At 61.3% G+C, this 26081-nt stretch carries 18 protein-coding genes; 9 read left to right on the top strand and 9 right to left on the bottom strand.

The annotated features are described in order from the left end of the window. Window positions 1–202 precede the first annotated feature (202 nt). Both A9K68_RS12755 and A9K68_RS12750 read left to right on the top strand, forming a co-directional pair. Window positions 203–1063 carry a helix-turn-helix domain-containing protein gene (locus A9K68_RS12755; RefSeq protein ID WP_065010865.1) on the top strand — a complete coding sequence of 287 codons (861 nt, stop codon included), beginning with the start codon at window positions 203–205 and terminating at the stop codon, window positions 1061–1063. Between the two features lie 171 nt (window positions 1064–1234). Further along, complete coding sequence (locus A9K68_RS12750; RefSeq protein ID WP_065010864.1) at window positions 1235–2431, top strand: aldo/keto reductase; 1197 nt, start codon at window positions 1235–1237, stop codon at window positions 2429–2431. A gap of 192 nt (window positions 2432–2623) precedes the next feature. Here the strand turns inward: A9K68_RS12750 and A9K68_RS32465 are convergent, their stop codons facing one another. From A9K68_RS32465 to A9K68_RS12735, 3 genes are all read right to left on the bottom strand, one after another. Beyond that, entirely contained in the window at window positions 2624–2830 is a 207-nt protein-coding gene (locus A9K68_RS32465; RefSeq protein ID WP_348640715.1) for a hypothetical protein, read from the bottom strand. 349 nt (window positions 2831–3179) lie between these two features. Beyond that, complete coding sequence (locus A9K68_RS12740) at window positions 3180–3470, bottom strand: hypothetical protein (RefSeq protein ID WP_203546902.1); 291 nt, start codon at window positions 3468–3470, stop codon at window positions 3180–3182. A 329-nt stretch (window positions 3471–3799) separates the two neighbouring features. After that, the gene (locus A9K68_RS12735; RefSeq protein ID WP_065010863.1) at window positions 3800–6028 is read right to left on the bottom strand and encodes a 2OG-Fe(II) oxygenase; all 2229 of its coding nucleotides are present in this window, start codon (window positions 6026–6028) and stop codon (window positions 3800–3802) included. 454 nt (window positions 6029–6482) lie between these two features. Between A9K68_RS12735 and A9K68_RS12730 the strand changes: the two genes are divergently transcribed. Then, entirely contained in the window at window positions 6483–7694 is a 1212-nt protein-coding gene (locus A9K68_RS12730) for an efflux RND transporter periplasmic adaptor subunit (protein WP_246811356.1), read from the top strand. After that, a complete protein-coding gene (locus A9K68_RS12725; RefSeq protein ID WP_065010862.1) occupies window positions 7691–10873 on the top strand; it encodes a multidrug efflux RND transporter permease subunit in 3183 nt (1060 codons plus the stop codon). Before A9K68_RS12730 ends, A9K68_RS12725 begins: the two co-directional genes overlap by 4 nt. Window positions 10874–11812: 939 nt before the next feature. Here A9K68_RS12725 and otnC read toward each other — a convergent pair. The 4 genes from otnC to A9K68_RS12705 all read right to left on the bottom strand — a co-directional run bounded on the left by otnC (window position 11813) and on the right by A9K68_RS12705 (window position 15713). Next, entirely contained in the window at window positions 11813–12451 is a 639-nt protein-coding gene (gene otnC / locus A9K68_RS12720; RefSeq protein ID WP_348626639.1) for a 3-oxo-tetronate 4-phosphate decarboxylase, read from the bottom strand. Next, on the bottom strand, window positions 12448–13719 hold the full coding sequence (gene otnK, locus A9K68_RS12715) for a 3-oxo-tetronate kinase (RefSeq protein ID WP_065010861.1): 1272 nt from the start codon (window positions 13717–13719) through the stop codon (window positions 12448–12450). The genes otnC and otnK overlap by 4 nt, the downstream gene beginning before the upstream one ends. Window positions 13720–13859: 140 nt before the next feature. After that, window positions 13860–14966 (bottom strand): GntG family PLP-dependent aldolase, encoded by a 1107-nt coding sequence (locus A9K68_RS12710; RefSeq protein ID WP_163603018.1) that lies wholly within the window; start codon window positions 14964–14966, stop codon window positions 13860–13862. Window positions 14967–15014: 48 nt separating this feature from the next. Next, a complete protein-coding gene (locus A9K68_RS12705; RefSeq protein ID WP_082982628.1) occupies window positions 15015–15713 on the bottom strand; it encodes an aspartate/glutamate racemase family protein in 699 nt (232 codons plus the stop codon). 504 nt (window positions 15714–16217) lie between these two features. On the opposite strand from A9K68_RS12705, the gene A9K68_RS12700 reads away from it, so the two are divergent. The 3 genes from A9K68_RS12700 to A9K68_RS12690 all read left to right on the top strand — a co-directional run bounded on the left by A9K68_RS12700 (window position 16218) and on the right by A9K68_RS12690 (window position 19436). Further along, window positions 16218–17378, top strand: coding sequence for a gluconeogenesis factor YvcK family protein (locus A9K68_RS12700; protein ID WP_245430151.1), 1161 nt, complete (start codon window positions 16218–16220; stop codon window positions 17376–17378). A 198-nt stretch (window positions 17379–17576) separates the two neighbouring features. Next, window positions 17577–18590 (top strand): glycoside hydrolase family 3 N-terminal domain-containing protein, encoded by a 1014-nt coding sequence (locus A9K68_RS12695; RefSeq protein WP_065010858.1) that lies wholly within the window; start codon window positions 17577–17579, stop codon window positions 18588–18590. Window positions 18591–18641: 51 nt separating this feature from the next. Next, complete coding sequence (locus A9K68_RS12690) at window positions 18642–19436, top strand: glucose 1-dehydrogenase (RefSeq protein WP_065010857.1); 795 nt, start codon at window positions 18642–18644, stop codon at window positions 19434–19436. A 39-nt stretch (window positions 19437–19475) separates the two neighbouring features. Here the strand turns inward: A9K68_RS12690 and A9K68_RS12685 are convergent, their stop codons facing one another. After that, the gene (locus tag A9K68_RS12685) at window positions 19476–20528 is read right to left on the bottom strand and encodes a LacI family DNA-binding transcriptional regulator (RefSeq protein ID WP_065010856.1); all 1053 of its coding nucleotides are present in this window, start codon (window positions 20526–20528) and stop codon (window positions 19476–19478) included. A 196-nt stretch (window positions 20529–20724) separates the two neighbouring features. On the opposite strand from A9K68_RS12685, the gene A9K68_RS12680 reads away from it, so the two are divergent. Continuing rightward, window positions 20725–22815, top strand: coding sequence for a hydantoinase/oxoprolinase family protein (locus tag A9K68_RS12680; protein ID WP_065010855.1), 2091 nt, complete (start codon window positions 20725–20727; stop codon window positions 22813–22815). Between the two features lie 17 nt (window positions 22816–22832). Then, the gene (locus tag A9K68_RS12675; RefSeq protein WP_095780337.1) at window positions 22833–24494 is read left to right on the top strand and encodes a hydantoinase B/oxoprolinase family protein; all 1662 of its coding nucleotides are present in this window, start codon (window positions 22833–22835) and stop codon (window positions 24492–24494) included. Between the two features lie 291 nt (window positions 24495–24785). On the opposite strand, the gene A9K68_RS12670 is transcribed toward A9K68_RS12675, so the two are convergent. Next, complete coding sequence (locus A9K68_RS12670) at window positions 24786–25793, bottom strand: Gfo/Idh/MocA family oxidoreductase (protein WP_065010853.1); 1008 nt, start codon at window positions 25791–25793, stop codon at window positions 24786–24788. Window positions 25794–26081: the final 288 nt, after the last annotated feature.

Raw genomic sequence — 26081 nt, 5'->3', positions numbered from 1 at the left:
CATCGCGAGGCGCATTTGATCGCTCTCTTATCGGCCGCCGCGCCGTGGGCAACGTGTTTGGCACCGCAGTCATTCTGCCGTTTTGGCGGACCGATGAGAAGGGCCGCGGACGGAAAAATGCCGCAAATCAGCGGCGTACTGTAGCCGCGGAGCCGCTCAGGCGGCCGTTTTCGCCTACCACGTCAGCGGGAAAAGCCGAAGGATGACCAGCCGCGCGCAACCCGACATCATCCGCCGGGAAAGCAAGACCTTCCGTTTGGCGCATTGCCTTTTGCCGGCATGGCGCGACGGCGAGATCGACTCGGCGTCGGCGCCCGGGTCGATCGCTATGGCTTTCACAGGCCAGGCGGATGCCGTTGTGCGCCTAGCCGATGGCGCTGCAAGGCCGCGGCCCGTGCCGCCTATGACAATCGGGCTTGGCGGCGACACGCCGATCGCCTGGTTGGAGACGGACTCACCCTCCGACGTTCTGGAAATCACCGGGGCGTCCGGGCTACGCCGCGAGATGGCGCGGGACATGCGTGTCGAAAGCCACGCCGATCTCGACGACGTGCATGGCTGGCAGGACCCGATAATTCAGGCGGTCGCGACCAGGCTGCGCGCCGCCCTGCGCGGGTGGATACCCATGTCGGATCTGGAGGCCGAGACACTGGTTCGCGCCGCCTATGCCCAGGTGCTGCGGCGGCACTTCGGTGGCCGCGAGGGTATCCGGCGAACGCTTGACGCGCGGCGGCGTCAGCGTGTGGTGGAACTGGTGCTGGACATCGGCGACAAACCGCTGACCTTGGCAGATCTTGCCGAGGCGGCCGCGCTCAGCCCGTTTCACTTTGCGCGCAGTTTTGCCAACACCTTCGGCATGCCACCGCATCGCTTTGTAACCGTAAGTCGGCTGGATCGAGCGTTTCACGCACTGCGGTCGACCCAGGCAACCGTGCCGCAGGCGGCTGCGGCTGCGGGGTTCTCGAACCTGCACCATTTTCGTCAACTGTTCCGGCGGCAGTACGGCGTGCCGCCATCAGGCATAGGCAGGCAGGCGCGGACTCAGTCGATCCGGCACCGATAGGCTTTCGGGCGACAGCTTCGCCTGAACCCGGCGAGCCACGAAGTGAGCAAGAATCGAGCCTGTCCGTGGCGCCGGCCGTGTCTATCTTCAGCAAACCACCCTTTGAAGGCCGGCGACCGCACCGAGCATCCGCGCTAGCCTCATGGCGTATCCCGAGCCAAGGATCGTGACATGACGAAATCTCACCGAGTCAATCAGTCTCCCTCAAACATTGACAACCCGCAGCGGCGGCAATTTCTGGCGTCGGCAGCTTTTCTCGGCGTAGCGCCCTGGCTGCTGTCTTCGCTTGGCGAAGCGGCGGCGCAAACGGCCAGCCCGCAACCCGCGAGCCAGCGCCGCAAGCTGGGCGCCCTCGAGGTGTTTCCCGTCGGGCTCGGATGCCAGTGGAAACCTGGCCAGGACGACGGCACAGCCCAGGATTATTTCGGCAGCCCCATTGATCGCTCCGCCGCCGTTGCGCTTATCAGGCGCGCGGTGGACCAAGGCGTCACCCTCATCGACACGGCGGAAGTCTATGGACCCTTCATTTCGGAGGAGATCGTTGGCGATGCGCTGCAGGGGCTGCGCGAGACTGTCGTTCTGGAGAGTAAGTTCGGGTTCAACGTCGACCTTGAGACCGGCAAAATCGGAGCGGGCCTGAACAGCCGGCCCGAGCACATCAAGCGCGCCGTCGAAGGCAGCTTGCGCCGCCTGCGCACCGACCGCATCGACGTGCTCTACCAGCACCGGGTCGACCCGCGGGTGCCGATCGAAGACGTCGCCGGCGCGGTCAAGGATCTCGTCGCCGAGGGCAAGGTTCTGCATTTCGGGCTCTCGGAGCCGGGACTGGAGACCATCCGACGCGCGCACGCGGTTCTGCCGCTCGCCGCCATCCAGAACGAATATTCGATGGTCTGGCGTGGTCCCGAGGCCGACGTGCTGCCTCTGTGCGAGGAACTGGGCATCGGCTTCGTAAGCTGGGCTCCGCTGGGCTATGGTTTCCTGACCGGCACGATTACAGCAGGAAGCCGCTTTGGCGACGACCCCGAGAAAGACTTCCGCGCCTGGGTTCCCCGCATGGCCGAGGATGCCTTGGCGGCCAACATGGCGCTCGTCCACGTCGTGCGGACGTGGGCGCAACGCAAAGAGGTCAAACCCGCCCAGCTGGCGCTGGCCTGGCTGCTGGCACAGAAGCCGTTCATCGTGCCGATCCCCGGTACAACGAAGGCCGCCCACCTCGACGAGAACATTGCGGCCGCTGCCATCACCTTTACGGAGGACGAGCTGCACCAGCTCAATGCTGCCGTGGCTGCGGTCAAGATCGAAGGCGCTCGGCTTCCTCCCCCGGTTCTTGCAATGTCCGGCGTGGAGGCCCCACCCAAGGCTTAGTCCGGTGACCGCCTGCTCACGGTGAATGCACCTGAGTCGTGGGACATAGCGAATCTGAATTTGACCATAGTGGTTGATTCATGGACTTTGGTGGCCCGGAGGACGGAGGACGTGTTCACGGCACTGATTTCATTGTCTTTTTCCTGGGCCAGAATTGACTTCCCATATCGCCACCCAATGGGCCCCAGCCGGCTACCCCTGCTCGTAGAAAAGAACACGACCCACTGGCAGAAGCTGATCGAAATAGTCGAAGTCGCGCACATTGCGTGTGAGAACGATCCAGCCGCGTTCCAGCGCTTGGAGATACAAGCTCGCATCGTTCAGCAGGGTTGGGCTCTCACCGCGGGCAGAGCCTGACAGACGCATCACCAAGCCGGCCAGCATTCGGGCCTCGCCCATGGCGGGATCCGATGGGGAAAAGAGCCGGTGGCCTTGTATGTCTTCGAGGGTGCGCCGGATTTCGCGTGACACGGTCTTCGTGGCCGGGCGCAACGGATCGAGGCGGCCGAACAGGTGCGTCAGTTCAGCCAGGCAAACGGTGGAGTGATTGACAATCGGGTCTCAAGCAGTTCGTCCACGCTTACGGGAGAGCGCTATTGGAGTACGTCGATATAGACGCAGGTATCGAGCAACAGCTCAAGGCCAGCTGAAATCGGCTTCCGAAGAATAGGCAGATCGGCGGCCGAGCGGCGTTGGATAGTATCTGTTGGTGCGTTGCGGCTTGATCCGCCGCAGCGCACGGGACAGATCAAAACTCAAGGGCGATTTCTTTCGCGACCCGGCCCTTCCGGCGGACCAACTTTACCCCAAAGTCGTCCTCAAGCGCGACCTTCGCCAAGGCGTATTCCAGTAGTTCTGTATCGGTGGTAATGCCGGACTTTTCCTTGGCAGCCGCTATGAGGTCGCGTCGAATCCGACCGCCGATCCGGCCATTCTCGCCTTCAAGCAGCCCGAGCTGCCGCGCCGTATCAATGACCGTTCGCCGTCGCAGACTTGCCTGAATCGGTGGCGGCTGAGTTTCATGGGACGACTTCGGCATCAAAAAACCTCCTTGCTCGACAAAATGCGATTCTGGCCAACAAATTCAAATGCGGACTGTTGATCCGCTCACCGCCGCGTCTGCAACAGTTCGGACTGGTTTGAAACCTCCCCCTGAAGACTGATCCGGAGGCGGCCCTTCGTCGTTGCGGCTGTCGTTCGGACTCTCCCGCATCCGGTCGTCCGTGTCGCCGATCTTCCAGATCGCGTCGCGCCTCCACCAGAACCTGCGGCTCCATCAGTAGTCCCTGTCGCTCGTAGCGGCGACGGCTTCGGCTGAACCGCACGCCCTGTGGCCAGGTTTGCTGTTCCCGGAAACGCGGACCGGCTTCATCCGCCCAGCGCCGATACATGTTCCAGATCCTGTCGGCGCTGTTTCGCGCGTCGCTCGTAACTGGCCTGGTTCTTGGTCGCGATCAACGTGTGCGGGCTGCCGCGCCTTTCGGTGGCTAGGTCAACGTCGCACGCGGCGTTTCGGACGCTCTCCTCGACGTGGGTGCGCCGGTTCTGGGCCGCCCTCAGGCGCCATTGTTGTTGATGAGGGTCGATCAGAAATGCGCCAAGTGCGCGGCAGTCGTCGCATGTGCATTTGAGCGGATTGGCCCGCGACCAATCCCTTGGGGCCTCCAGCGGCAGCGCGATGCGACCGCGCAGATGGTCGAGAGCCGCCTCACGCAGTCGGCCGATGGCCGGCCATGCCAGGCTCTCCGCCCGCTTGGCGAAGGCCAGTGCCGCGGGGACCAGCACCGCATCCGGCGTGTAAGTCCGGGGCCAGGCCAGCAGGTGCTCGACCGCGCGCGCCGCGAGCCCGGCGTCGATCTTGCTCGTCGCCGTCAGGAGATCGACGACGAAACCAGGCAGTACGGGCCCAGGTCGCGCCCAGGGGTCAAGCGCCAGACGTTTGTCCGGGTCACCCGGCAAGACGTCGATCAAGGCTGCGCCGATCTTCGCGGCGTCGGCAACGGACTCGTTCGGCGCCGCTACGCAACGCATCAGCAAATCGGCGCAGGCGCCGAAGTGGGCCGCGGCATTGCGTCTAACGATCTCGACCAGCAAGTCCGTGGCCCGCGGTCGCGGAAGAAGCGCGGCGGCGCGCACGATCGCCTCGTTGTCGGACGCCGCGTAATGACCTTTGGCAGAAAGCTCCGCAAGAAGCTCATCGATGAGCATCCGACCGGCATCGGTATCGTCCTCCCTGCGCCATGTCGCACGGGACCAGGAGCGCAGCATATGTCCCGAAAGCTCGTCGGCCTCCCCCCAAAACTGTCGCTTGACGGCGGTGTCGCTCGTCTCCCAGCGCTTCGCCAGGTCTTCGAGATACGGCAGCGTCGCCCCGAGGCCGGCCTGGTTGAGCACCGCGAGCCGCCGCGCGCGCGGCCACAGCACCAGACCGGCGCGGCGATAGGTACGTTCGAAAGATGCGCCCTCGTTGCCCGTCGCCTCGTGGAAATGCTGCTCGTCGGGCCTAAGCTCGTCGAAGGCATCGGGCGGACAGAGCTCCTCCTCATCGAATGGAAAGTCGTGAAACCCGATCTCGCCGCCGTCCGGACGCCGCCACGCGGACAGGGTCAGCGAGCGGTCGAAAACCTCCGCGACTTCGAATTCTTCATCGCCCTCGTCGTCTCGATCCCAGCGCCTGCGGCGATAATTGCCGGTGTGCTCGGCGCTGCCGCTCTCCTCGATCGATACCAGGACAAGATGGAGATCGCACTCCGCCGCCGCTGCCGCCTCGATCAACACCGACGCCACGCCCGCATCGGCCCCCTTGAGGGCGTCGAACGACAGCTCCGCCGGCGTGTAGGCATGCTCGAGCGGCACGATCAACTTGTCGGGCTCGTCCTCCGCGCCAGCCCAGCCGCGCAGCAGGTCCGCGATTTGCGCCTCGACCGCGCGATAGTCGGGCGCCCGCAGCGATCGTCTCTTGCCGAGGAAGCGCAAATTATAGACGAGGATCGGGCGATGTCCGGTGATGACCGGGCGCACTTCATGCAAGCAGTCTGCATAGAAGGCGGCGAATCCGATTTCCGACGGATCTTCGGGGTGCGGATCGAACATCACCTCTCGACCCAGGTGCCGCACGACCAGCTCGCCGCCACGATGAGCAGAGGGAAGCACGATCACCAGGGTCGCAAACATGCCGGGCGTCTTTTCGGTGTCCCGGTGATTAAGGAAGAAGCTGCCGGAGTCATAGACGAGAAGCTTGTAGAACTCCGCCGCGACCGGCTCTTCGACGCCAAGGCCGCGGGCCGCGTCGGTTACGAGCTCGGCTAATGTCGTCTCCCAACTACGCCCGCCGATCTGGATCCTGCGCGGGTCGATCTGCCAGGTTCTGCGCACGTCGCGATCGAGCACCGTTTCCTCGCCGCGTCCATGGGGTGCCGCCTCGGCTACGGCGACCAGTCGCTCAGCCTGCGCCGCCGGAAGCGGGAAGGCGATCCTGCCCACGCCCTCCACGTCGATCGTCGGCATGAAGATTTCCCGCAGGCCACCGACGCAGAAGTCGCCGGGGCGCTCGACCGAGCGCAGGCAATCAGGCAGGGCGGCGGCGATCGACGACATGAGCACTCCCGACTCTCTGGAAAATGAACACAATCTAGGAAAACCTTACCTAGACCCGGCGCGTCGGCCTCTCAAGAAATTTGCACAGCAAGACTCCCGATACTTGTCGTTGCGCTTTATCTGAGAAGTGGCCCTTCTCGTTCATCAAAACTCGAGTATCAGACTCAGCAGCGCTGTGGAGCGCCCTATGCAGGGCCACGATAGAGAATTTCCGCCGCACGTCGGGATGCGCAATGGCTTGTCAGATCCGCTTTAGCTCGAGCGCATGGCGATGCCTACGCAGCGGATAAACGCGAGATGTGCGTTCGCTCCCAGGCTAGCCGCTTCCTTGTCAAGGTTGTTCAATAACAAGCTGTCGGTTGTGGTGGTCAGTTCAAAAAGATTGATTTGTGCGGCACACCCGCTGCCTAGATGTTACGGACTTCGCATAAAGGGCCGATTACGAGGGGTAACCATGGTTCACACTGCACGCCTCCGCCACGATTCTCTGGCCGCCCCCTCCAGCAGAAACGTCCCTGCAAAATGGCTCGCCGCCGCGGCCTTCGCGGCGATCGGCTTGCTCGCGGCCCCGGCCGCACAGGCGCAGGAAGCGCCTCCCGCGCCCGTCGTCACGGTAGCCAAGCCCGTGGTGCGCGATATCGTCGAGGACGATGAGTTCGTCGGCCGTTTCGAAGCCGTCGACCAGGTTTCGCTGCGCTCCCGCGTCGGCGGCTATCTCGACCGGGTCCATTTCCAGGACGGTACGCTGGTCAAGCAGGGCGACCTCCTGTTCACCATCGACCAGCGGCCGTTCAAGGCGGCGCTGAACCAGGCGCAGGCGCAGGTCGACTCGGCCAAGACCCTGGTCGAATTCAGCAAGATGCAGTTCGAGCGCGCCGAGACCCTGTCGCGCGAAGGCAACATACCGGTTTCGACACTGGACGACCGCCGCCGCGAATATCTCGCCGCCCAAGCGCAACTGGACGGCGCGGAGGCGGCACTTGAAAACGCAAGTCTCGATCTCGAATTCACCGAGATCAAGGCGCCGTTTTCCGGCCGGGTCGACCGCCGGCTCATCTCGCCGGGCAATCTGGTGCAGGCCGACCAGACCGTGCTGACCACCATCGTCTCGATCGACCCGATCGACTTCTATTTCGACATCGATGAGCGGACCTACTTCGCTTATGCGCGCGACGCCCGCGAGCGCGGCGGCGTCATGCAGGAGGGCGCCGGCGGCGTCGATGTTGTCGTCCGTGTCGCCGACCGTGATGAAGCGACGTTCAAGGGCAAGCTCGACTTCGCCGAGAACCGTCTGGACGAAGCTACCGGCACGATGCGGGCCAGGGCGCGCTTCGACAACAAGGACGGCGTGCTGCAGCCAGGCATGTTCGGCCGCATCAACGTGCCCGGCTCGCTGCCGCATCCGGGCGTGCTTCTGCCTGACGAAGCGATCGGCGCCGACCAGAACCGCCGCATCGTCTTCGTTGTCGACGAGGCAGGCCTGATCTCGGCCAAGCCGGTCCGCACCGGCCCGCGCATCGACGGCTATCGCGTTATCCGCGAGGGCCTCGCCGGCGAAGAGACCGTGGTAATCAACGGGCTGGTGCGAGTGCGGCCGGGCGTCACCGTCAAGTCCGAGATGACCACGTTGCCGCCCAAGGTTGAAGCCGAAGGGCAGACGCAATGAACTTCGCCCATTTCTTCGTCAACCGCCCGATCTTCGCGGTGGTGCTGTCGATCGTGCTCGTGCTCGTCGGCGGCATCGCCTATACGCAGCTTCCGGTCGCCCAATATCCCGAAATCGCGCCACCGACCATCGTGGTGCGCGCCTCCTATCCGGGCGCCGACGCCGAGACGGTCGCCGCGACCGTGGCGACGCCGATCGAACAGGAAATCAACGGCGTCGAGCACATGCTCTACATGTCGTCCTATTCCTCCGGCGAAGGCTCGATGTCGCTCACCATCACCTTCCGCCCCGGCACCGATCTCGACGCTGCGCAGGTGCTGGTCCAGAACCGCGTCTCGATCGCCGAAGCGCGCCTACCGGAAGAGGTGCGCCGGCTCGGCATCACCACGGCGAAAAGTTCGCCCGACCTGATGATGGTCATCCATATGCTGTCGCCCGACGACACATATGATCAGCTCTACGTCTCGAATTATGCGCGTTCGCGCGTGCGCGACGTCCTCCTGAGGCTGGACGGCGTCGGCGACGTGCAGATCTTCGGCGAGCGCGAATATTCGCTGCGCGTCTGGCTCGACCCGGAAAAGCTGTCCGCCTACGGCATGACCGCAGGCGACGTAGTCCAGGCGCTGCGCGACCAGAACGTCCAGGTGTCGGGCGGCTCGATCGGCGCGCCGCCGATTGGCGACGGCTCGGCCTTCCAGTATACGGTCACCACGCAAGGGCGCTTCGAAGACGCGCGCGAGTTCCGCTACGTTATAGTCAAGTCGACCAAGGACGGCCGCTTGATCTCCCTGCAGGACGTGGCGCGCATAGAGCTCGGCGCCAGGGACTACGTCACCAATTCCTATCTCAACAACAAGGCGGCGGTGGCGCTCGGCATCTTCCAGCGGCCGGGCACCAATGCCTTGGCCTCGGCGGAAGAAATCCAGGAGACCATCGCGGAGCTTTCGGAGGATTTCCCGGAGGGGCTGGCCTACGAGATCATCTACAATCCGACCGAGTTCATCGCCGAATCTATCAACGAGGTCTATGTCACCATCGCCGAGGCGATCCTGCTGGTGGTGATCGTCATCATCGTGTTCCTGCAGTCGTGGCGCATGGCGATCGTGCCGATCGTGGCGATACCGGTCTCGCTGATCGGCACGCTTGCCGTGCTGCTCGCCTTCGGCTTCTCGCTCAACATGCTCACTCTGTTCGGGCTGGTGCTGGCGGTCGGCATCGTTGTCGACGACGCCATCGTGGTTGTGGAAAATATCGAGCGGAACATCCGGCTGGGGCTCGCTCCGCGCGCCGCTGCGCACAAGACCATGGATGAAGTGGGAAACGCGGTCCTCGCGATCTCGCTGGTGCTGATCTCCGTCTTCGTTCCGGCGGCTTTCATTCCCGGGATTTCCGGCCAGTTCTACCTGCAGTTCGCCATCACCATCGCGGTCTCCACCGCGATCTCCGCATTCAACTCGCTGACGCTTTCGCCGGCTCTCGCTGGCGTGCTTTTCAAGCCGCACAGCGAGGAACATTCGAACTTCTTCCTGGCAAGGTTCGGCCGCGCTCTGGCGAACGGGTTCAACAACGGGTTCGACAGGATGGCGGACGGCTATGCGTGGCTGGTGCACAGGCTGGTCGGGACGACTCTGGCGCTTGCCGCCATGCTGCTCGTCTTCGCAGGCCTGCTCTACGCGACCTATCACATGCTGCAGACGGTGCCGCGCGGCTTCATCCCGAACATGGACCAGGGTTATGCGATCGTCGTCGTGCAATTGCCGGAGGGCTCTTCGCTCGCCCGAACGGACGCAGTCATCCAGAAGGCGTCGGATATCATCCGCGAGACACCGGGTGTCGCCAACGCCGTCGCCTTCGCAGGATTCAACGGCGCGACATTCACCAACGCCAGCAATTCCGGCGTGATCTTCGCGCCATTCAAGAGCTTTGAGGAACGGCTCGAGAGCGGCGATACTTCCGACAAGATCATCGGCACGTTGTTTGGCAGCCTGCAAAGCATCCAGGAGGCCTTCATCATCGCGCTGCCGCCGCCGCCAGTGCGGGGCATCGGCAACTCCGGCGGCTTCAAGATGATGCTCCAGGAGCGCAACAGCGCCGACATGCGGCCGATTCTGGCGCTGGCCAACGAAATCGCCGGCAAGGCCAACCAGACGCCCGGGTTGATGGGCGTCTTCACCACCTTTTCGGCCTCCAGCCCGCAATTCTTCTTGGCGATCGACCGCGACAAGGCGCGGATGCTGAACGTGCCGATCCCCAACATCTTCGAGACGCTGTCGATCAATCTAGGCGCCGCCTATGTCAACGATTTCAACGCCTTCGGTCGCGTCTACCAGGTGCGGGCGCAAGCCGACCAGGCTTTCCGCATCGATCGCGACGACATATTGAAGCTGAAGGTGCGCTCGGCGGCCGGCGACCTGGTGCCGCTCGGCACACTGGTCGAGATCCGCGACGTCACCGGTCCCTCGCTCGTGCAACGCTACAACATGTATGTCTCCGTGCCGCTTCAGGGCAATGCAGCGCCGGGTGTCGCCACGGGCACGGCGCTCGACCTGATGGAGGGGATCGCAGCCGAATCGCTGCCGCAGGGCACTTCCTTCGAATGGACTGAACTCGCCTTCCAGGAGCGGCAGACCGGCAACACGGCGGTCTTCATCTTCGGCCTGTCGGTTCTGTTCGTCTTTCTGGCGCTCGCTGCGCTATACGAAAGCTGGATTACGCCGTTCGCCATCGTGCTTATCATCCCGCTCAGCGTGCTGGCCGCCCTCTTAGGCGTCGCCTTCCGCGGTCTCGACAACAACATCCTCGTGCAGATCGGGCTGATCGTGCTCATTGGCCTGGCGGCGAAGAACGCGATCCTGATCGTCGAGTTCGCGCGCCAAGGTGAGGAGCGCGGCCTTGACGCCGTCGAGGCGGCTGTCGAGGCCTGCCGGCTGCGGCTGCGGCCGATCCTGATGACGGCATTCGCCTTCATCCTGGGCGTGGTGCCGCTAGTGATCGCCAGCGGGCCTGGCGCGGAAATGCGCCAATCGCTCGGAACGGCCGTGTTCTCCGGCATGCTGGGCGTGACGTTGTTCGGCCTCTTCCTGACGCCGGTCTTCTACGTTGCTCTGCGCAGGACATTCCGGCGCAGGCGGTCTGAAGCCGGCCCGACCCTGGCTTCGGAGAGCGGCGCAGCCGAGTAGATGCCGAGCCGATGAGGCGCCGGGTTTAGGCTGGATCTCGCGGAGGGATGGATCGGCGATCCATCCCTGGAGCGGATCAAGATGTTCCGGCGCGCCGTATCGCTCGCTTCGCATCGTCCACGCCCAGGCCGTCTGGATCGCGCAGAAAAGCGCATCGAGCCGATCGCCGCTGGGGTCGTCGACCGACCGACGAACAGGAGCAAAAATAGAGGATAGAAACAGGCACAAGATCGCTTCTCCTGCCCTTGGATCGTGGTCAGGCGACAACATTCAATCTGAATACGGCGGGTATAGCGGAGCTCACGTGGCCCACTTTAGATAGACGTCGGCCATAAATTATTGATATTGAGCGACAATGGTGGGCCCGGAGGACGGAACAGGTGCATTGATTTCACTAGTTTTTTCGCGGGCCGAAAACGGAAGCTTTCCCTCACCATTCCGTACCATTCCGCGGGCGTGAATTCATTTTTGCTTCACGACCCGAGATGTCTCGTGCACATTTACGTTGTTAGACCCTAGTGCCATCTCGTTTGGCGCGATGGGGGTCGCAGGCTCAGATCCAGCCACTCCGATCAGAAAAAAAAGTGAGCTAACGATCGCGCATTTCCGCTACCTCACGGATATCCCCACGGATATGACGAAAATGCCCCAACGCCGCTCAGCGCTGGGGTGACGATGTCGCACGGGATCTATATGGGATTGGGTCATCAGGGTGACCCGTCTACAACTGCGCGGCTTGCAGAACGAGATGATCTCGTCAGCGCTGCGAGCCGTCGGCACGCTCATTCGAGCCGCAGGATACAGTCGATGGTAGATAGGTCTCATTGGTCCACCCCGTGAGTAGCCCGGATTCCATCGAGACATCGTTCAGGTCGCAAGCTTTCGCGTTGGTCGGTTCGCGCTGTCCTCTCGGCAAGCGATCGGCGTTGCCGGATTTTCTCACGAACTTCCAAACACAACGCTCAGGTCGTGAACTTGCTCGGAAGTCAATCGCCTCGTCGGCATTCCGCGCAACATCAGTATAAGCCTCGCCGTTTCCTCCAACTCCTCTGCCGCGTAGACTGCCGAGGTAATATCCTTGCCTGTTACGACAGGGCCGTGATTGGCGAGCAGGACGGCTGCGCAGGCACCTTTCAGGTCGCGGATCAGATCGCCAGCTTTCGAATCGCCAGGACGGACATACGGCACCATCCTCACCGTTCCGACCCGCATCACCACATAAGGTGTCAGCGGCGGAATGCAGTCCTGCGGATCAATGTCGGACAGGCACGACAGCGCCGTGGCATAGGTCGAGTGGAGATGGACGACAGCCCCCGTTTGCGGCCGCGTTTCATAGAAGGCGCGGTGAAGGAATATCTCCTTTGACGGTGGGTCGCCGGCGACATGATTCCCGTTCCGATCGAGCTTGCTGATCCTCGCGGGATCGAGAAAGCCAAGGCAGGAATTCGTCGGCGTGATGAGCAGTCCATCGGGAATGCCCGCGCTGATGTTGCCAGCTGATCCGACCGAGAAACCACGGTCGTAGAGCGACTTCGACAGCTGGACAATGTCCTGCCGCAGCTTGCTCTCGTCCATCATCGACCCTCCAGTCTCGCCAGCGCCTTGCTAAAGAAATCAGGCGACCCGAAATTCCCGGACTTGAGCGCCAGGGCGATTGGTTCATCGCCATGCGAATAGAGCGCCGGTACCCCCGGATCGATCTCTCGGCCGATAGTGAGCGCACCGAGTTCAAGCGCCGAGACAACGGCCCCGGACGTCTCTCCGCCTGCCACCACCAGCCGTTTGGTGCCACGCTTGATCAGCATCTTCGCCGTTTCGGCAAAGAGCGTGTCGAGGTTTTCTGCGATCTCTTCGCGTCCGAAGCAGTGCTGCAAGGCCGCCACTTCTTGCGGCGTGCCTCCAGAGAACACCAGAGGCGCGCGGCCGCGATGGCTCTCGGCAAAAGCAACCAGACTTTCCGGAGTCACCTCTCCTGCCATCACTCTCTCAACGTCAATTGCCAAAACCGGATGCGCTCGCGCATGGACTTCGACCTGCTTCCGTGTCGCGCCCGAACAGCTTCCGGCAAGGATCGCCTCGGGTCCCCTGACCCCCATCGCGACGTCACCGGATCCTGACGCAAGGCCGGCGGCAAGAAAATTTGCTGGGAGCCCAAGGGCAACACCAGATCCACCGGTGATCAATGGAGCGAGGGCTGCCGCCTTGCCGATCGTAATCAGGTCCTCATCCCCGACGGCGTCGACGACGATGAGCGTCTGACCGTTCTGCGCGGCTTCTTCCAGCGCCGTCGCTAGAGCAAAATGACCAGAACTGACGGTTGCCAAAGCGACGAAACCAACTGGAGTTGTCGTCTGGCGCGCAAGCCAGCGGCGAATATCCGGATCAGTCATCGGGTTGAGCGGATGATTCTGCAGGCCGGACTCGTTGAGCAGTCGGTCCTCAACGAAGAGGTGGCCTTGATAGACGGTCCGACCAACCGCAGGGAACGCCGGGCAGACAATTACGCCTTTCACGCCCAACATCTCGGCCAGCGCCTCACCGACCGGTCCAATATTACCACCAGGCGTGGAATCGAAAGTCGAACAGTATTTGAATATGAACTGCTGGCATCCTTGCGCCCGTAGCCATTCCAGCGCCGCGAGAGATTGCGCAACCGCCTCGCCCGCCGGAACCGACCGGCTTTTCAGGGCGACGACACCGGCTTCGACCCCTTCCGGCGCGGGACTTGAAGGCACTCCGAGAAACTGTGCCGTTCGCAAGCCCCCTTGTCCAGGGAGCCCTTTCGCAAGCGTGTTGGCAATATCGCTAGCGCCGGTGAAATCGTCCGCGATCACGCCAAGCAGCATCGCCTAATCTCGCGAATCGGCGGACCGCCGAAGTTCCGTCGCAACGACCGACACTTGAGGGGTCGACGCAGCAATTTGCATCGCTCCCATCAGCGCTCCCGCTATGCATCCAGGCCAGGAACTCATTTCCACCCCGGGCATCAATAAACAGCCGCGCCGTCGGCGACGCGGCGCTGGTCGGGCGAACCATCCTCGCCTTGCGCGGCATGGAAGGCCTCGATAAACAGATCTGCTGCCGTCATGGCATCGGACTTCGATACGTGCCGATGGATGACCAGCCGCACCCGGCCGCCTCTCGGTGGATTGACGACAACTCCCCTGCCGATCAGTCCAGCGTGGAGCAGGTGAGGATCGAACCCGTGCTCGGGGAGCTTGACGAACAGAATGTTGGTCTCGACCGCCTGCACATCGATGTCGAAGCCCGCGGCCTGCAATCTGGACGCCAGAAGTCGCGCGTTCTCGTGATCCTGCTGAAGCCGGTCCACCATAGTCCGCAAGGCCACCTGGCCGGCCGCAGCAATGATGCCTGCCTGGCGCATGCCGCCACCCACGACCTGACGCCAGCGGCGCGCCTCCTTAACTACGTCCGCTCCCCCGGCAACTACGGCACCGAGGGGGCAGCTCAACCCTTTCGACAAGCAGAAGGTCGCTGTATCGACATCGCGAACGAATTCGCGGACAGGCGCATTAAGAGCGACCGAGGCGTTGAAAATCCGGGCACCATCGAGATGTACCCGCAAACCATTTGTATGCGCCAAGCCGGCAAGCGTTGCGATCTGCGCAGGGGTCATGACCCTGCCGCCAGCTGCGTTGTGAGTGTTCTCAAGGCACAGCAGACTTGAGGGCACGCCAAGTCTGCTACGGCTGTCCTGAATTGCCTCCTCGAGGGATTGCGGCGAGATCACTCCATTCGTGCCGGTCACCGGCCGAGGCGTCAGCCCGGCAAGCGTCGATGGCCACCCGCTTTCGTTGATTTGAATGTGGGCACGCGATTCGACGATGAACGATTCGCCTCTCGACGACTGCGCCAAACATGAAACGATGTTGCCCATTGTTCCGCTGATGACGAGCATCGCCGCCTCAAGGCCAAGGAGATCCGCGGCCTCCTCTTCAAAAGCCATAACGGTCGGATCATCGCGAAAAAAATCATCGCCCAAATCCGCACGTGCCATCGCGTCAAGCATCTCGCGCGTGGGTTTGGTGACTGTGTCGCTCCGCAAGTCGATTGGCTGGCCGGCATTCCCCACACGCATTTCCTTTCTTCAGTCCGCGGTATGGACGAGCGGCGGACACGTTCAGTCAACTCGGCGAGACAAGTCCTGTAATATGCCCTCGAAACCAATGCGGGGACTACTCAGAACGGGCACGGCGCTGTGTTTCGCTAGAGGCAGCGCCGCAGCCATCGAGGCCTGCGCCAAGACGACTACATCTGCATCCTGTGTGGCCGCCGAGATGCCCTGCGCAATAGCGTCCAGGTAATCGTCCTGGCGACCCTCCAGAAACAGCCTACGAGCACGTTCAAGAACCGAGCTTTCGACCGACAAGGTACGACCTGCCGCGCTTGCTTCAGAAGTTATTAATTCGACCGTCGGGGCAATCGTCGTGCCAACTGTCGCAAGCACCAGAACGCGCCCGCCCAATTCAACGCATCTGCGTGCCATCGGTCGGTCTATCCTGAATACCGGTCGCTGCAGGTTGGCCAGGTCGGCGGCCTGGCCGATCGTCGAGCACGTGCAAATGACCGCATCGACATGCGGCCCCGTCTGTCGAAGCATCGCCTCTGCGGCGGCCTCAATGATCTCGGCAGTCGCACTTCCGATGTCGATTGCCTGCTTCAGCAAATCTGGCCGAAGCACATGTCTGATCACCATTGCCGGGGCAAGTTCGGCGGCGAGTTCGTCGAAGACTTGAACCAACGCGGGTGCAGTGTGAAAAAAGACAACCGTGTGACGGCTACCGGATGTCATGAGTTCTTCGATGAGTTCATGTCTCATGTTTGCGACCTGCGGGATGGTTACCGATTTTATTAGATCGATGCAACCCTTCGCCGAAGTTCATCGGTCGACAACTCCTCGATCCTGTTCGTACTAGACAGGGTTATTTCAACCAGTGGGTTTGGTGCCTTCACCGACGTCCTCGACGCCAAGCAGCCTCGACCAAACGGCGCCGTATGCCCGGAGTTTCAGACCGGAAATTTCGGCCTGCCTTTGGCTATGTCCGAGGATGAGATCATAGCATCGATACATGGTGCGCCCGCCGAATGCGAAAGAATCGGCGGCGACCAACAGCGCTGCTAGGCACGCAAATCTCAACGCCGTTGTTCTCATTAAAGCCCGTATCATCGCTTTCCCCTGACCATGTCGCTGGCAGGACTCCATGAGCCCGGCACGCTAGAAAAGATCGTTGTATCGATCTAAGTCATAAACTAATGGATTGCATGTTTCAATATACTCAATGGCTCTAGCGTTATTTTCGCTTTTTCGGAGGAGCGGCTGGCAGTGCAGAATACCGGCGTTCGGAAGACCCCTCATATCGTGATGCTGGGTGGAGGCAGCGGCTGTCGCAATATCAATCTGGCGCTGTCGCGCGGTCCTAGCCGCCTGACGCGCATCGTGCCAGCCTGGGATAGCGGCGGCAGTTCGCGAGCCATCCGGGAAGCACTGGGTATCCTAGCAGTGGGAGATATCCGGCAAGCCTTGATGACGATGGCCCACGGCGAGAAATGTGCCGGCAACGTCATAAGGATGTGCAATTCACGCCTGTCCGAGGCAGTGGGCCAACGGCAACTGCGAATGGAATTCGAATTCTTCGCCGATTGCCGGCATCCATTTTTGAAGACGCAGGCACCGTCTCTTCGCAACGCAATTACGCGCTATCTCGATCTCTTCAGCTCCCGCTTGCCGGAGGATTTCGATCTTGGAAACGGCAGCGTCGGCAATTTTATCCTGGCTGGCGCCTATCTAGCTCACGACAACGACGTCAACGCTGCGATGTCCAGGTTCAAAGACCTGTGCGGCATCGAGGGAAACGTCTGGCCCTCTTCGGTCGTCAACGATGTCCATCTGTCGGCCCAGCTTTCTGACGGACGCGTCATCACCCGCCAGGACCGCATCACCTCGATGCCCCCCTCCGAACCGCCTACGTTGATTGACGAGATCTGGTTGACGCGAGGGTCGGACAGGGCAGCGTCGGTCGAGGCCAACGGCCCGGCTATAGGAGCCATTCTCGAAGCAGACGTCATTCTTTACGGGCCAGGAAGCCTTTTTTCCAGCGTCCTACCCCATCTCATGGTCGAAGGGATACTGGACGCGATCCGAAGCAACGCGAGAGCAGTGAAAATCTTCGTCGGCAATATTACGGACTGCGCCGAAACACGCGGCCTGACGCTTGCGTCGCAGCTATCCGCTCTCCTTCGAGTGGCCCAGTCCCGGTCAAAAGACGACTTGCTTACCCACATTCTGGCCAATCGCAATGTCTTCCCCTTCACCAAGCGCGTCGGTAAATTCAGCTATCTTCAGGTCGGCTCATTGCTTGAACTGTGCAGCGCGCAAGGCATATCCGTTGTCTCGGGAGACTTCGAGGATCTCTGGCAAAGAGGCACACGTGATGGTGACGCCGTCGCCCTCGAGATTTTGAAACTAGCCGAACCGATGTGTTAATCGGAGCTTGACAACAGCTGTCGACAAACGCATCTACTGATGAGATCGATCTAACACCGTCCCAGCTGATCAGACAATGAAGCCTCATCCAGCGGGGTGATCCGGGCGGATAACCATTGCGCCCTGCGGCTCCGAAACTGTGGGCCGCGTTCTGGCGGCTGGACAGCTCGTGACCGCCACCCGATTTGAGGAGACAAAATGAGTACCCAACTGCGGCGCGACATCCATGCACTTTTCCTCCCGATCTTGCCTGAACTCGAGATCGACAGTGCATTGGCCAGATTCTTGGAGAACGGCGGCATCTCATTGCTGTTTGGCGAAACGCGCGAGGAATATGTCAGCCGCGTCATCGAGCCTAGGCGAGTTGCCGACGAAACGCAGGAACGCTGGCGTACAACGATTGCCCGGGCCCGAGCCATCGCCGGCCCGGTCCTCATTGCCGTCGACGCCGAAATCGGCGGCATAGAGCGGCTTCATAGGCTCACCAAATCGCTGCCGTCTCTCGAAGAGGCCCACCGATCGACGAATGAGGTGATCGAGGCGCGATCAAAAGCCTCGGCCATATCTGCCCGCAGGCTTGGGGTTAATGTCTTCCTCTCGCCGGTAGCGGATGTGCTTGCAGGCCCCAATCCCTGGCTCGAGGGGCGTACCCTCGGCGAAGACATTGGCGAAGTGACGCGGATTGTGGGTGCATTTGTCAAAGGTGTTCAGGATGGCGGCGTCGCCGCTACAGTGAAGCATTTTCCCGGTCACCCGATCTGTAAGCTCGACCCCGCCGTTTACGAAGGCGTAGTTCCGCACTCGCTCGATGAGCTACGGGCATTCTCAACACCATTCCGGGCTGGTATCGACGCGGGTGCCGACGTCGTCATGATGGGGCCGGCAATCTTCAACGCGACAACGCCCCCCATCGCCGCTTCTCATTCAGCCGAACTAATCAGCATGTTGAAAGATGAATTCGGTTTTGGCGGTGTTGTCCTTACCGATGACTTGGATTGGAAAGCGACGATTCGAGACATGACCATCGAGGAGTCGGCTATCAAGGCGGTCGCCGCTGGTGGCGACTGGATGCTGGTCTCAGCAGAAGGCGTTAGGCGAATCCCGTCCATGGTCGACGCGATCGAGATGGCCGTCGAGAATGGCACCCTGTCGGGCGATCGCATCGCTGCGTCGGTTTCAAAACTGCGCGCGTTAGCCCTACGCCTTACTTAAGCGAACCGGATCCCAAGCGCCGAGCCCATCACCCCCGTAACGGATGCCATCATGCGCGGACTGACTGACAAACGAGTACTGATTACAGGCGCTGCACAAGGCATTGGCAGGGCTACGGCCATGCGTTTTGCCGAGGAAGGTTCGATCGTAATCCTCAATGATCTTTCGGGCTCTGACACTCTCCACGAGACCGCAACGTCAATAACCGACCTATATGGTGCCGATAGGGTCGGCGGCATCATACCCGCCGACTTATCCGATCCGACCCAGGTTGGGACGATGTTCAACCAGGCGGTGGCGCTGGCGGGACAGGTCGATATTTTGATCAACAATGCCGGCATCAATCGCGAGCACCCGTCGCATGAATTTCCGATCGAGGATTTTGACGCGGTGCTGAACTTAAATCTCAGAGCCGTCTTCGTCTGTTCAAAGCTTGCGGTGCGGCATTTTCTTTCACGCCATTCCGCTGGCGTCATCCTCAACAATTCTAGCAATCACGAAATCATTCCAAAGCCCAATTTCATTGCCTACGCCACAAGCAAGGGCGGACTGGGGATGCTGATGCGGACATTGGCACTGGAATACGCAGCGCAGGGCATCAGGGTCAACAACGTCGCGCCGGGAGCCACGGTGACGCCGCTGAACCGGAACTGGGTGTTCGACGCCGACAAGCGCGCCGCTGTGGAAAAACATATTCCGCTCGGCCGGATTGCCGACGCTGATGAAGTCGCAGCCGCCTTTGCCTTCCTCGCCTCGGAGGATGCCCGCTACATTACGGGGCAGACGCTGTACGTCGACGGCGGCCTGACGATCTATCCGGACTATCGGAAAAACTGGGCGTCATGACCTGGATGTCGACTTGCCCGCAAGCCGACAGGCGGTGGCTTACGCTACTGCGAAAGGCTCGCCGCAGGATTCCCGGATTACCAGCTTAGGCTCAACAATGATGTCCCGAGGCGTCCGGCTGGGGTTCGCGATCTTGTCCAGAAGAACACGCGCCGCCAAGCGTCCGATATTGCGTGCATCAATCGAGATGGTCGTCAATGCCGGCGTCCAAAGTGCGGATTCCGGAATATCGTCGAACCCGACCAGGGCCACCTCTTTGCCGGGCGTCAGCCCGAGCCGCTGCATCGCCAGCATAACACCAAATGCCATGAGATCGTTGTAGCAGATGATCGCGTCCGGGCGATCGGAGCGGTCGAGCAAGACAAGTGCAGCTTCCATTGCTTCGCGTCGGTTGATCGCAACGGATCTAATAAAGTCCTTCTTCACCTTCAGCCGATGCCTGTTCATTGCCTTGTTAAAGCCGTCAAGACGCTCCTCGCTCGAGGACTTGCCGGCAGGGCCACCGATGAATGCCAGTTTCTTGCGGCCGAGACGGACCACATGATCGATGCCGAGTTGCACCCCTGCCACGTTGTCGGGGCCGATATAGGGAACCTTTTGTCCCGAGACGTGACGCATGATCTGGACCAGAGGTGTTCCCGCCACCTGGAGCGCGGCAAGATCTTCGGCAGAGTTTTCGCCGGCTGGACAGAGAAACACGCCGGCAACATTGTGTTGTATGAGACGATCGATGATCATCTTCTGGCGCCCACCGTCTTCAGCGGTGTCGGCAAAGATCGTCAGAAAATCCTGCTGGTGGCACGCCCATTCTATGCCTGACGCGAGCAGCGCGTAAAATGGATTTGATATATCAGCAATCACCATGCCAAGCGTCTTCGTCCTCTGCGACCGCAAACTGCCCGCTGACTGATTGTAGATGTAACCGAGCGCCTTCATGGAGGCACGGACCCGCTCATGCGTTTCGGGCGCAATCAGGTTGCTGTTACGAACAACGAGGGAGGCAGTTGACCTCGAAACGCCGGCATGCTTGGCGACGACGTCAAGCGTCACGCGCTGCTGCCCGCGCTTTTCCGTCAAGTTTTTGCCGTCCATACCTTCCACTCCAACCTGCACGAGATTGAAAGAGCGCTGGCCAACTCCGACGAGTCAGTAAGCACCCCCCGACATACAGGAAAATTGGTTTCAAATCACCAATCGCCTTGACGCCATTCCATACAGCTATTAGATCGATCTAACCACACTAGTTGAAAGTCGCTTTTGGGGAGATCTCCTGCGGCAAGGGATTGAAATGACCAAAAAGCCTTCCTGTCGATTGGCCGCTGACATTGGCGGCACATTCACCGATATCGCGCTCGAATGTGGCGACCGTCGCTTTACCGCCAAGGTGCTGACCACACCCAAGACTCCGGAAACCGGCGTGATTACCGGAATCCTTGAGGCGTTGAGACGCGCAGCACTGACGGCCGCCGATATCGACATTTTCATCCACGGGACGACGCTGGCAACTAATGCGCTGATTGAACGCAAAGGGGCCAAGACCGCGCTTGTCACCACGCTAGGTTTTCGCGACGTGATCGAGATCGGCCGTGAAAGCCGCTTCGACCAATACGATATCAATCTCGTGAAACCCGAGCCGCTCGTTGCCCGCGCCCTGCGCCTGATGGTTCGCGAAAGGGTGGCTGTCGACGGTTCGGTCATCGTTCCGATCGATCTCGATCCGCTGCACGCCCATGTGGACACGATGCTCGCCGCCGGCGTGACCAGCGTGGCGGTCGGGCTGTTGCACAGCTACGCGAACCCCCGGCACGAACAGATGGTCGGCGCGCGTTTGAGCGAGCTTATGCCGCAAGCCTATGTCTCGCTCTCCAGCAAGGTCTGCCCCGAAATCCGCGAGTATGAGAGGCTGATGACCACATGCGCCAATGCGTATGTGCAGCCTCTCATGGCGAGCTATCTGCAAAGGCTGCGCGGCGAGCTCGATCGCATCGGACTGTCGGCCCCGCTGCTGCTGATGACCTCTGGGGGCGGCCTGACGACGCTGAGCAACGCCTGCGAGTTGCCGATCCGCCTGGTAGAATCCGGCCCCGCTGGCGGCGCAATTCTGGCTGCGCATATCGGCGCAAGATGCGGCGTCGATGACTTGTTGTCCTTCGACATGGGCGGAACGACAGCAAAGATTTGCATCATCGACAAAAGCGAGCCGCTCAAATCCCGCTCCTTCGAAGTCGCTCGGTCGAAGCGCTTCATGAAGGGAAGCGGCATGCCGATCCGCATACCGGTCATCGAAATGGTCGAGATCGGCGCCGGCGGCGGATCTATCGCGCAGGTCGACTCGCTCGGCCGGATACAGGTCGGGCCAGAGAGCGCGACGTCCGAACCTGGACCGGCTTGCTACGGTCGCGGCGGCGAGGCCCCAACGGTCACCGACGCCGATCTGGTTCTTGGGAAGATCGACCCGGTGCGTTTTGCCGGCGGCTCTATCCTGTTGGACGTTGGCTCCTCGCGCCGGGCGATCGCGGCACGTGTTTCGGATCGGTTGGGAACCGAGCTGGAGACCGGTGCCTTCGGCATCTGCGAGGTGGTCGAAGAGAATATGGCCAACGCATCGAGAGTACACGCAATCGAACGGGGAAAAGACGTTCGCGCGAGGACTATGGTCGCGTTCGGCGGCGCAGCCCCGCTGCACGCCGCACGTCTCGCGGAAAAGCTCGGTATAAGGCGCGTTATCGTGCCCCGAAGTGCAGGTGTCGGTTCCGCCATCGGCTTCCTGCGAGCCCCTCTCGGCTATGAGGTGGTGCGCAGCGCATTCGCCCGCATTGCCAACCTCGACATCGACGCTATTAACCGGCAGTTCGACGAGATGATCGACGAGGCTTCCGCCGTCATCCGCGAGGCGGATCCGGAGGCGCCGCTCGAAGCACGCCGTTCCGTCTTCCTGCGCTACACCGGACAGGGCCACGAAATCGAGGTTCAGTTGGAGGACAGGCCGCTCCGCAGCGCCGACCGGGAGGCCCTCGCCTGCGCCTTCACCAGCGCCTACATCGCACTCTATCGGCGCAAGATCGACCACGCCGCCATCGAGGCGTTGAGTTGGGCCGTCACGGTTACGGCGGTAGGCACAGGCCCGTCGCAGGACATCGTCTTCGTTCGTCCCCGCGCAGCCGGTGTGGCCGAACCCGTCGGGCGAAGCCGGCTCTTCGACGGGCAACTCGGAGTCTTTGCCGACAGCCCGGTCTATTGGCGCGATGCCATCGGCACCGATCAGACGATCAGCGGACCCGCCATCATCGCCGAGGACGAAACGTCGACGGTCGTCACCTCGACATTCCACGCTTCGATCGATGCGAACGGCTCCATCATCCTCAACGCCAAGGTCTGACGGTATTGGTCATGGACATGCATTCTGAGCTTTCCGACATCCACACGCAGATAATGTGGAATCGCCTGATTTCGGTCGTCGAGGAACAGGCGCAGACCCTGGTCCGGACAGCCTTCAGCCCGATCGTGCGCGAGTCTGGCGACCTGTCGGCCGGCGTCTTCGACATGGATGGCCGCATGCTGGCGCAGGCGGTGACAGGGACGCCTGGCCATGTCAATTCGATGGCAGAATCGGTGAAACATTTCCTTATCGCCTTTCCTGCCGGGACGATGCGGGAAGGCGATGTCTACATCACCAACGATCCATGGAAGGGCACCGGGCATCTTCATGACATGGTGGTGGTGACACCCGCCTTTCTCGACGGCAGCCTGGTGGCGCTGTTTGCTTGCACCAGCCACCTCGTCGACATCGGTGGCATCGGCTTCGGCCCGGACGGGCGCGACGTCATCGAAGAGGGTCTTTATGTGCCCTTTCTTCGCCTGATCGATGGTGGCGTCAAGAACCAGACGCTGATCGACATCGTCCGCGGAAATTCCCGCTATCCCACCGAGGCGGAGGGTGACATCCTGTCGCTCGCCGCCTGCAACGATATCGGCGTCGAACGCCTCATCGAGATGATGCGCGAATTTCGGCTCGACACGCTGCAAGGGCTAGCCGAGCACATCATCACCCAGTCGCGCAACGCGGTCGAAACTAAGATCGCGGCGCTGCCGGACGGCAGTTATTCGTCGTCGATGCGGGTCGACGGTTACGAGCAGCCCATCGACCTGGTGGCGACACTCACCATCAAAGGCTCGACCATTGCCATCGACTTTACCGGAAGCTCCGGTGCATCTTCCAAAGGGATCAACGTACCCCTCACCTATGCGCAGGCGTATTCGACCTATGGGATCCGCGTGCTGATTGCGCCCGATATTCCCAACAATGCCGGCTCTCTCGAGCCGATACACGTCACAGCGCCTGTCAACTGTATCTTGAATGCGCAGCGGCCGGCACCCGTTTCGTCGCGACACATCATAGGTCAGATGCTTCCCGACGTTGTCTTCGGTTGCCTGGCGCAGATTCCGGCGATACAGCCGCCGGCCGAAGGCACGTCATGTTTGTGGAACTTGATCATGGAGAACCACGCCAGTACAGCAAACGGTGCGTCGGACAATTTCAACCGCTTTTCAGTCCTTTCGGTGCAGACCGGCGGCGTTGGTGGGCGCCCATTTTTGGACGGCCTTTCGGCCACTGCCTTTCCAAGCGGCGTCTCGGGTGTCCCAGTCGAAATTATTGAATCCATCTCTCCACTGCTGTTCAGGTGCAAGGAGCTTAGGCCCGACAGCGGCGGTCCCGGTACCTATCGCGGCGGCCTTGGCCAGCACATCGAAATTCAGAACCGCGATCCCGTCGATTTCGACCTCTACGCCGCACTGGACCGCATCACGCATCCGCCGCGCGGCCGGGCTGGAGGCAAGGTCGGCGGATCAGGCTTCGTCGGCCTGGGATCCGGCCGGCCCCTGAACGGCAAAGGCCGTCAGACGATCCCAGCCGGCGATTGGCTGGTCGTCCTGACGCCGGGCGGCGGCGGTTACGGTGCGCCGGTCGACAGATCGCGCGAGGCAATTGCGTTGGACATAGACAACGGCCTAGTTTCGGCGGATTCGGCAGCAAGCGACTATTCTTTCAATCCATAGTCGCCAGAACGTCTCCAACTCGGTTGCCGGGTCCTGCAGCTGGAGTGGCATTTTCGAGTTGCGGCTGCGGGGCATGTTATCCGATGGCCGGCCCAAGGGCCGTCGATTGTTGTACAACCATCGGCTCTCGGCCTGATTTTCGTTGTAATCGTCTTGATCGATTGCTGTGGCGTTTAGATGGGAAGGCCGCTACCCTGCCAGGCAGCGTCGCGGCCTATCATTTCTCTCGTGGACCCGCCTATGTCCATCCGGAGCCTAGCGCCTCGCCCGCATGACGTCCATTGCACGGCGCTAGAGGTGCACGGTTTTGCCAGTTTCCATCGCCTGGACGGCGGCCAGCGCGAGGCGAAGCGCCTTCTTGCCGTCTTCGCCAGTCACGGACGGCTCGCCAGTTCCGCGAACAGCCTTGACGAAATCGGCAACCGTTCGGTCGTAGGGGACAAGGTGCTCGACGCGAATTTCGTGTGTACCCTCGGTATCGCGCACGGTGATGCGCCCCTGTGGTTTCTGCCACAGCACGTCAGCGCCATGGACGGATGCGCTCACGCCGTGAACGTCGATCGCAGTGCCACCGAACGGCACCAGGAACGTGTCATGGCAGCTGACGAGCAGGCGGCCCGGAAACTCCCAAATCGTCATCACATTGTCCTTGATCCCGTGCGGTGCACTGCCTGACGTCAAACCCATGGCCGTAACAGAGACCGGGTCCGCGTCGAAATAGAAACGCAGCAGATCCATGTCGTGAACCGTCAGGTCAAGCACCACGCCTGCGCCAGTTTTTGGATCGTTGAGGCGCCAGCGCGCCAGATTGTCAGGCAGGTCGACGGTGAAAGAAATGCGGGCAGAGGTGATGTGGCCGAGTTGGCCTGACTTGATCACATCCTTGATCGCGCGGTGCGTCTCCATGTTGCGAAGATGGTGATTGGTCGCCAGCACGACACCCGCGGCCTGGGCCGCATCGATCATGGCCTGCGCATCCTCGACATTTAATGCCAGTGGCTTCTCGCAAAGGATGTGCTTGCCCGCGTTAGCGGCTGCAATCGCTTCGTCACGATGCTTCTCATTGGTGGTCGAGATGTAGACCGCGTCCAGTTCCGGATCGGCGAGGAAGGCACTAATTTGGGTGAAATACCGCTGCAGACCCAGGTCCTGCGCGTAGGCAGCCGCCCGCTGCTGATCTCGGCTGTAGACCGAAACCACCTCGCAGTCGGGATGTTTGCTGATCGAGGTGTGAAGCCACTCCTTAGCGATGTTGCTAGCGCCGAGCAGGCCCCATCTCAGTTTTCCGGGCTTGGTCATTTCAAAATTCCTTTCGCGAGAGATTGAGAGATCTGGGATCGAGCTAATGCAGCTGGCTACTGCCGCGGGCTCGTAGGCGTGCCGGGAAAACCGTCGCCTTGGACCGGCACGGGCAGACCTTGGAGACAACCTTCCGACACGTCCTAGCGCTCAGGACACCCCCGAGATCGAGCATCGCATGCCGGGTCATGGCTGTTCCGTTTGCCTGGAAAAACAATTGAGTTCAGCGTTCGTTGTTGCTATTAGATCGATCTAAGACCTTCAGGCGAATTTGTCAAATCCTGTCGG

This window comes from Mesorhizobium sp. AA22, from assembly GCF_001672375.2.
GTDB classification, from domain to species: Bacteria; Pseudomonadota; Alphaproteobacteria; order Rhizobiales; family Rhizobiaceae; genus Mesorhizobium; species Mesorhizobium wenxiniae.
This window is presented reverse-complemented; position numbering and strand designations above follow the sequence as displayed.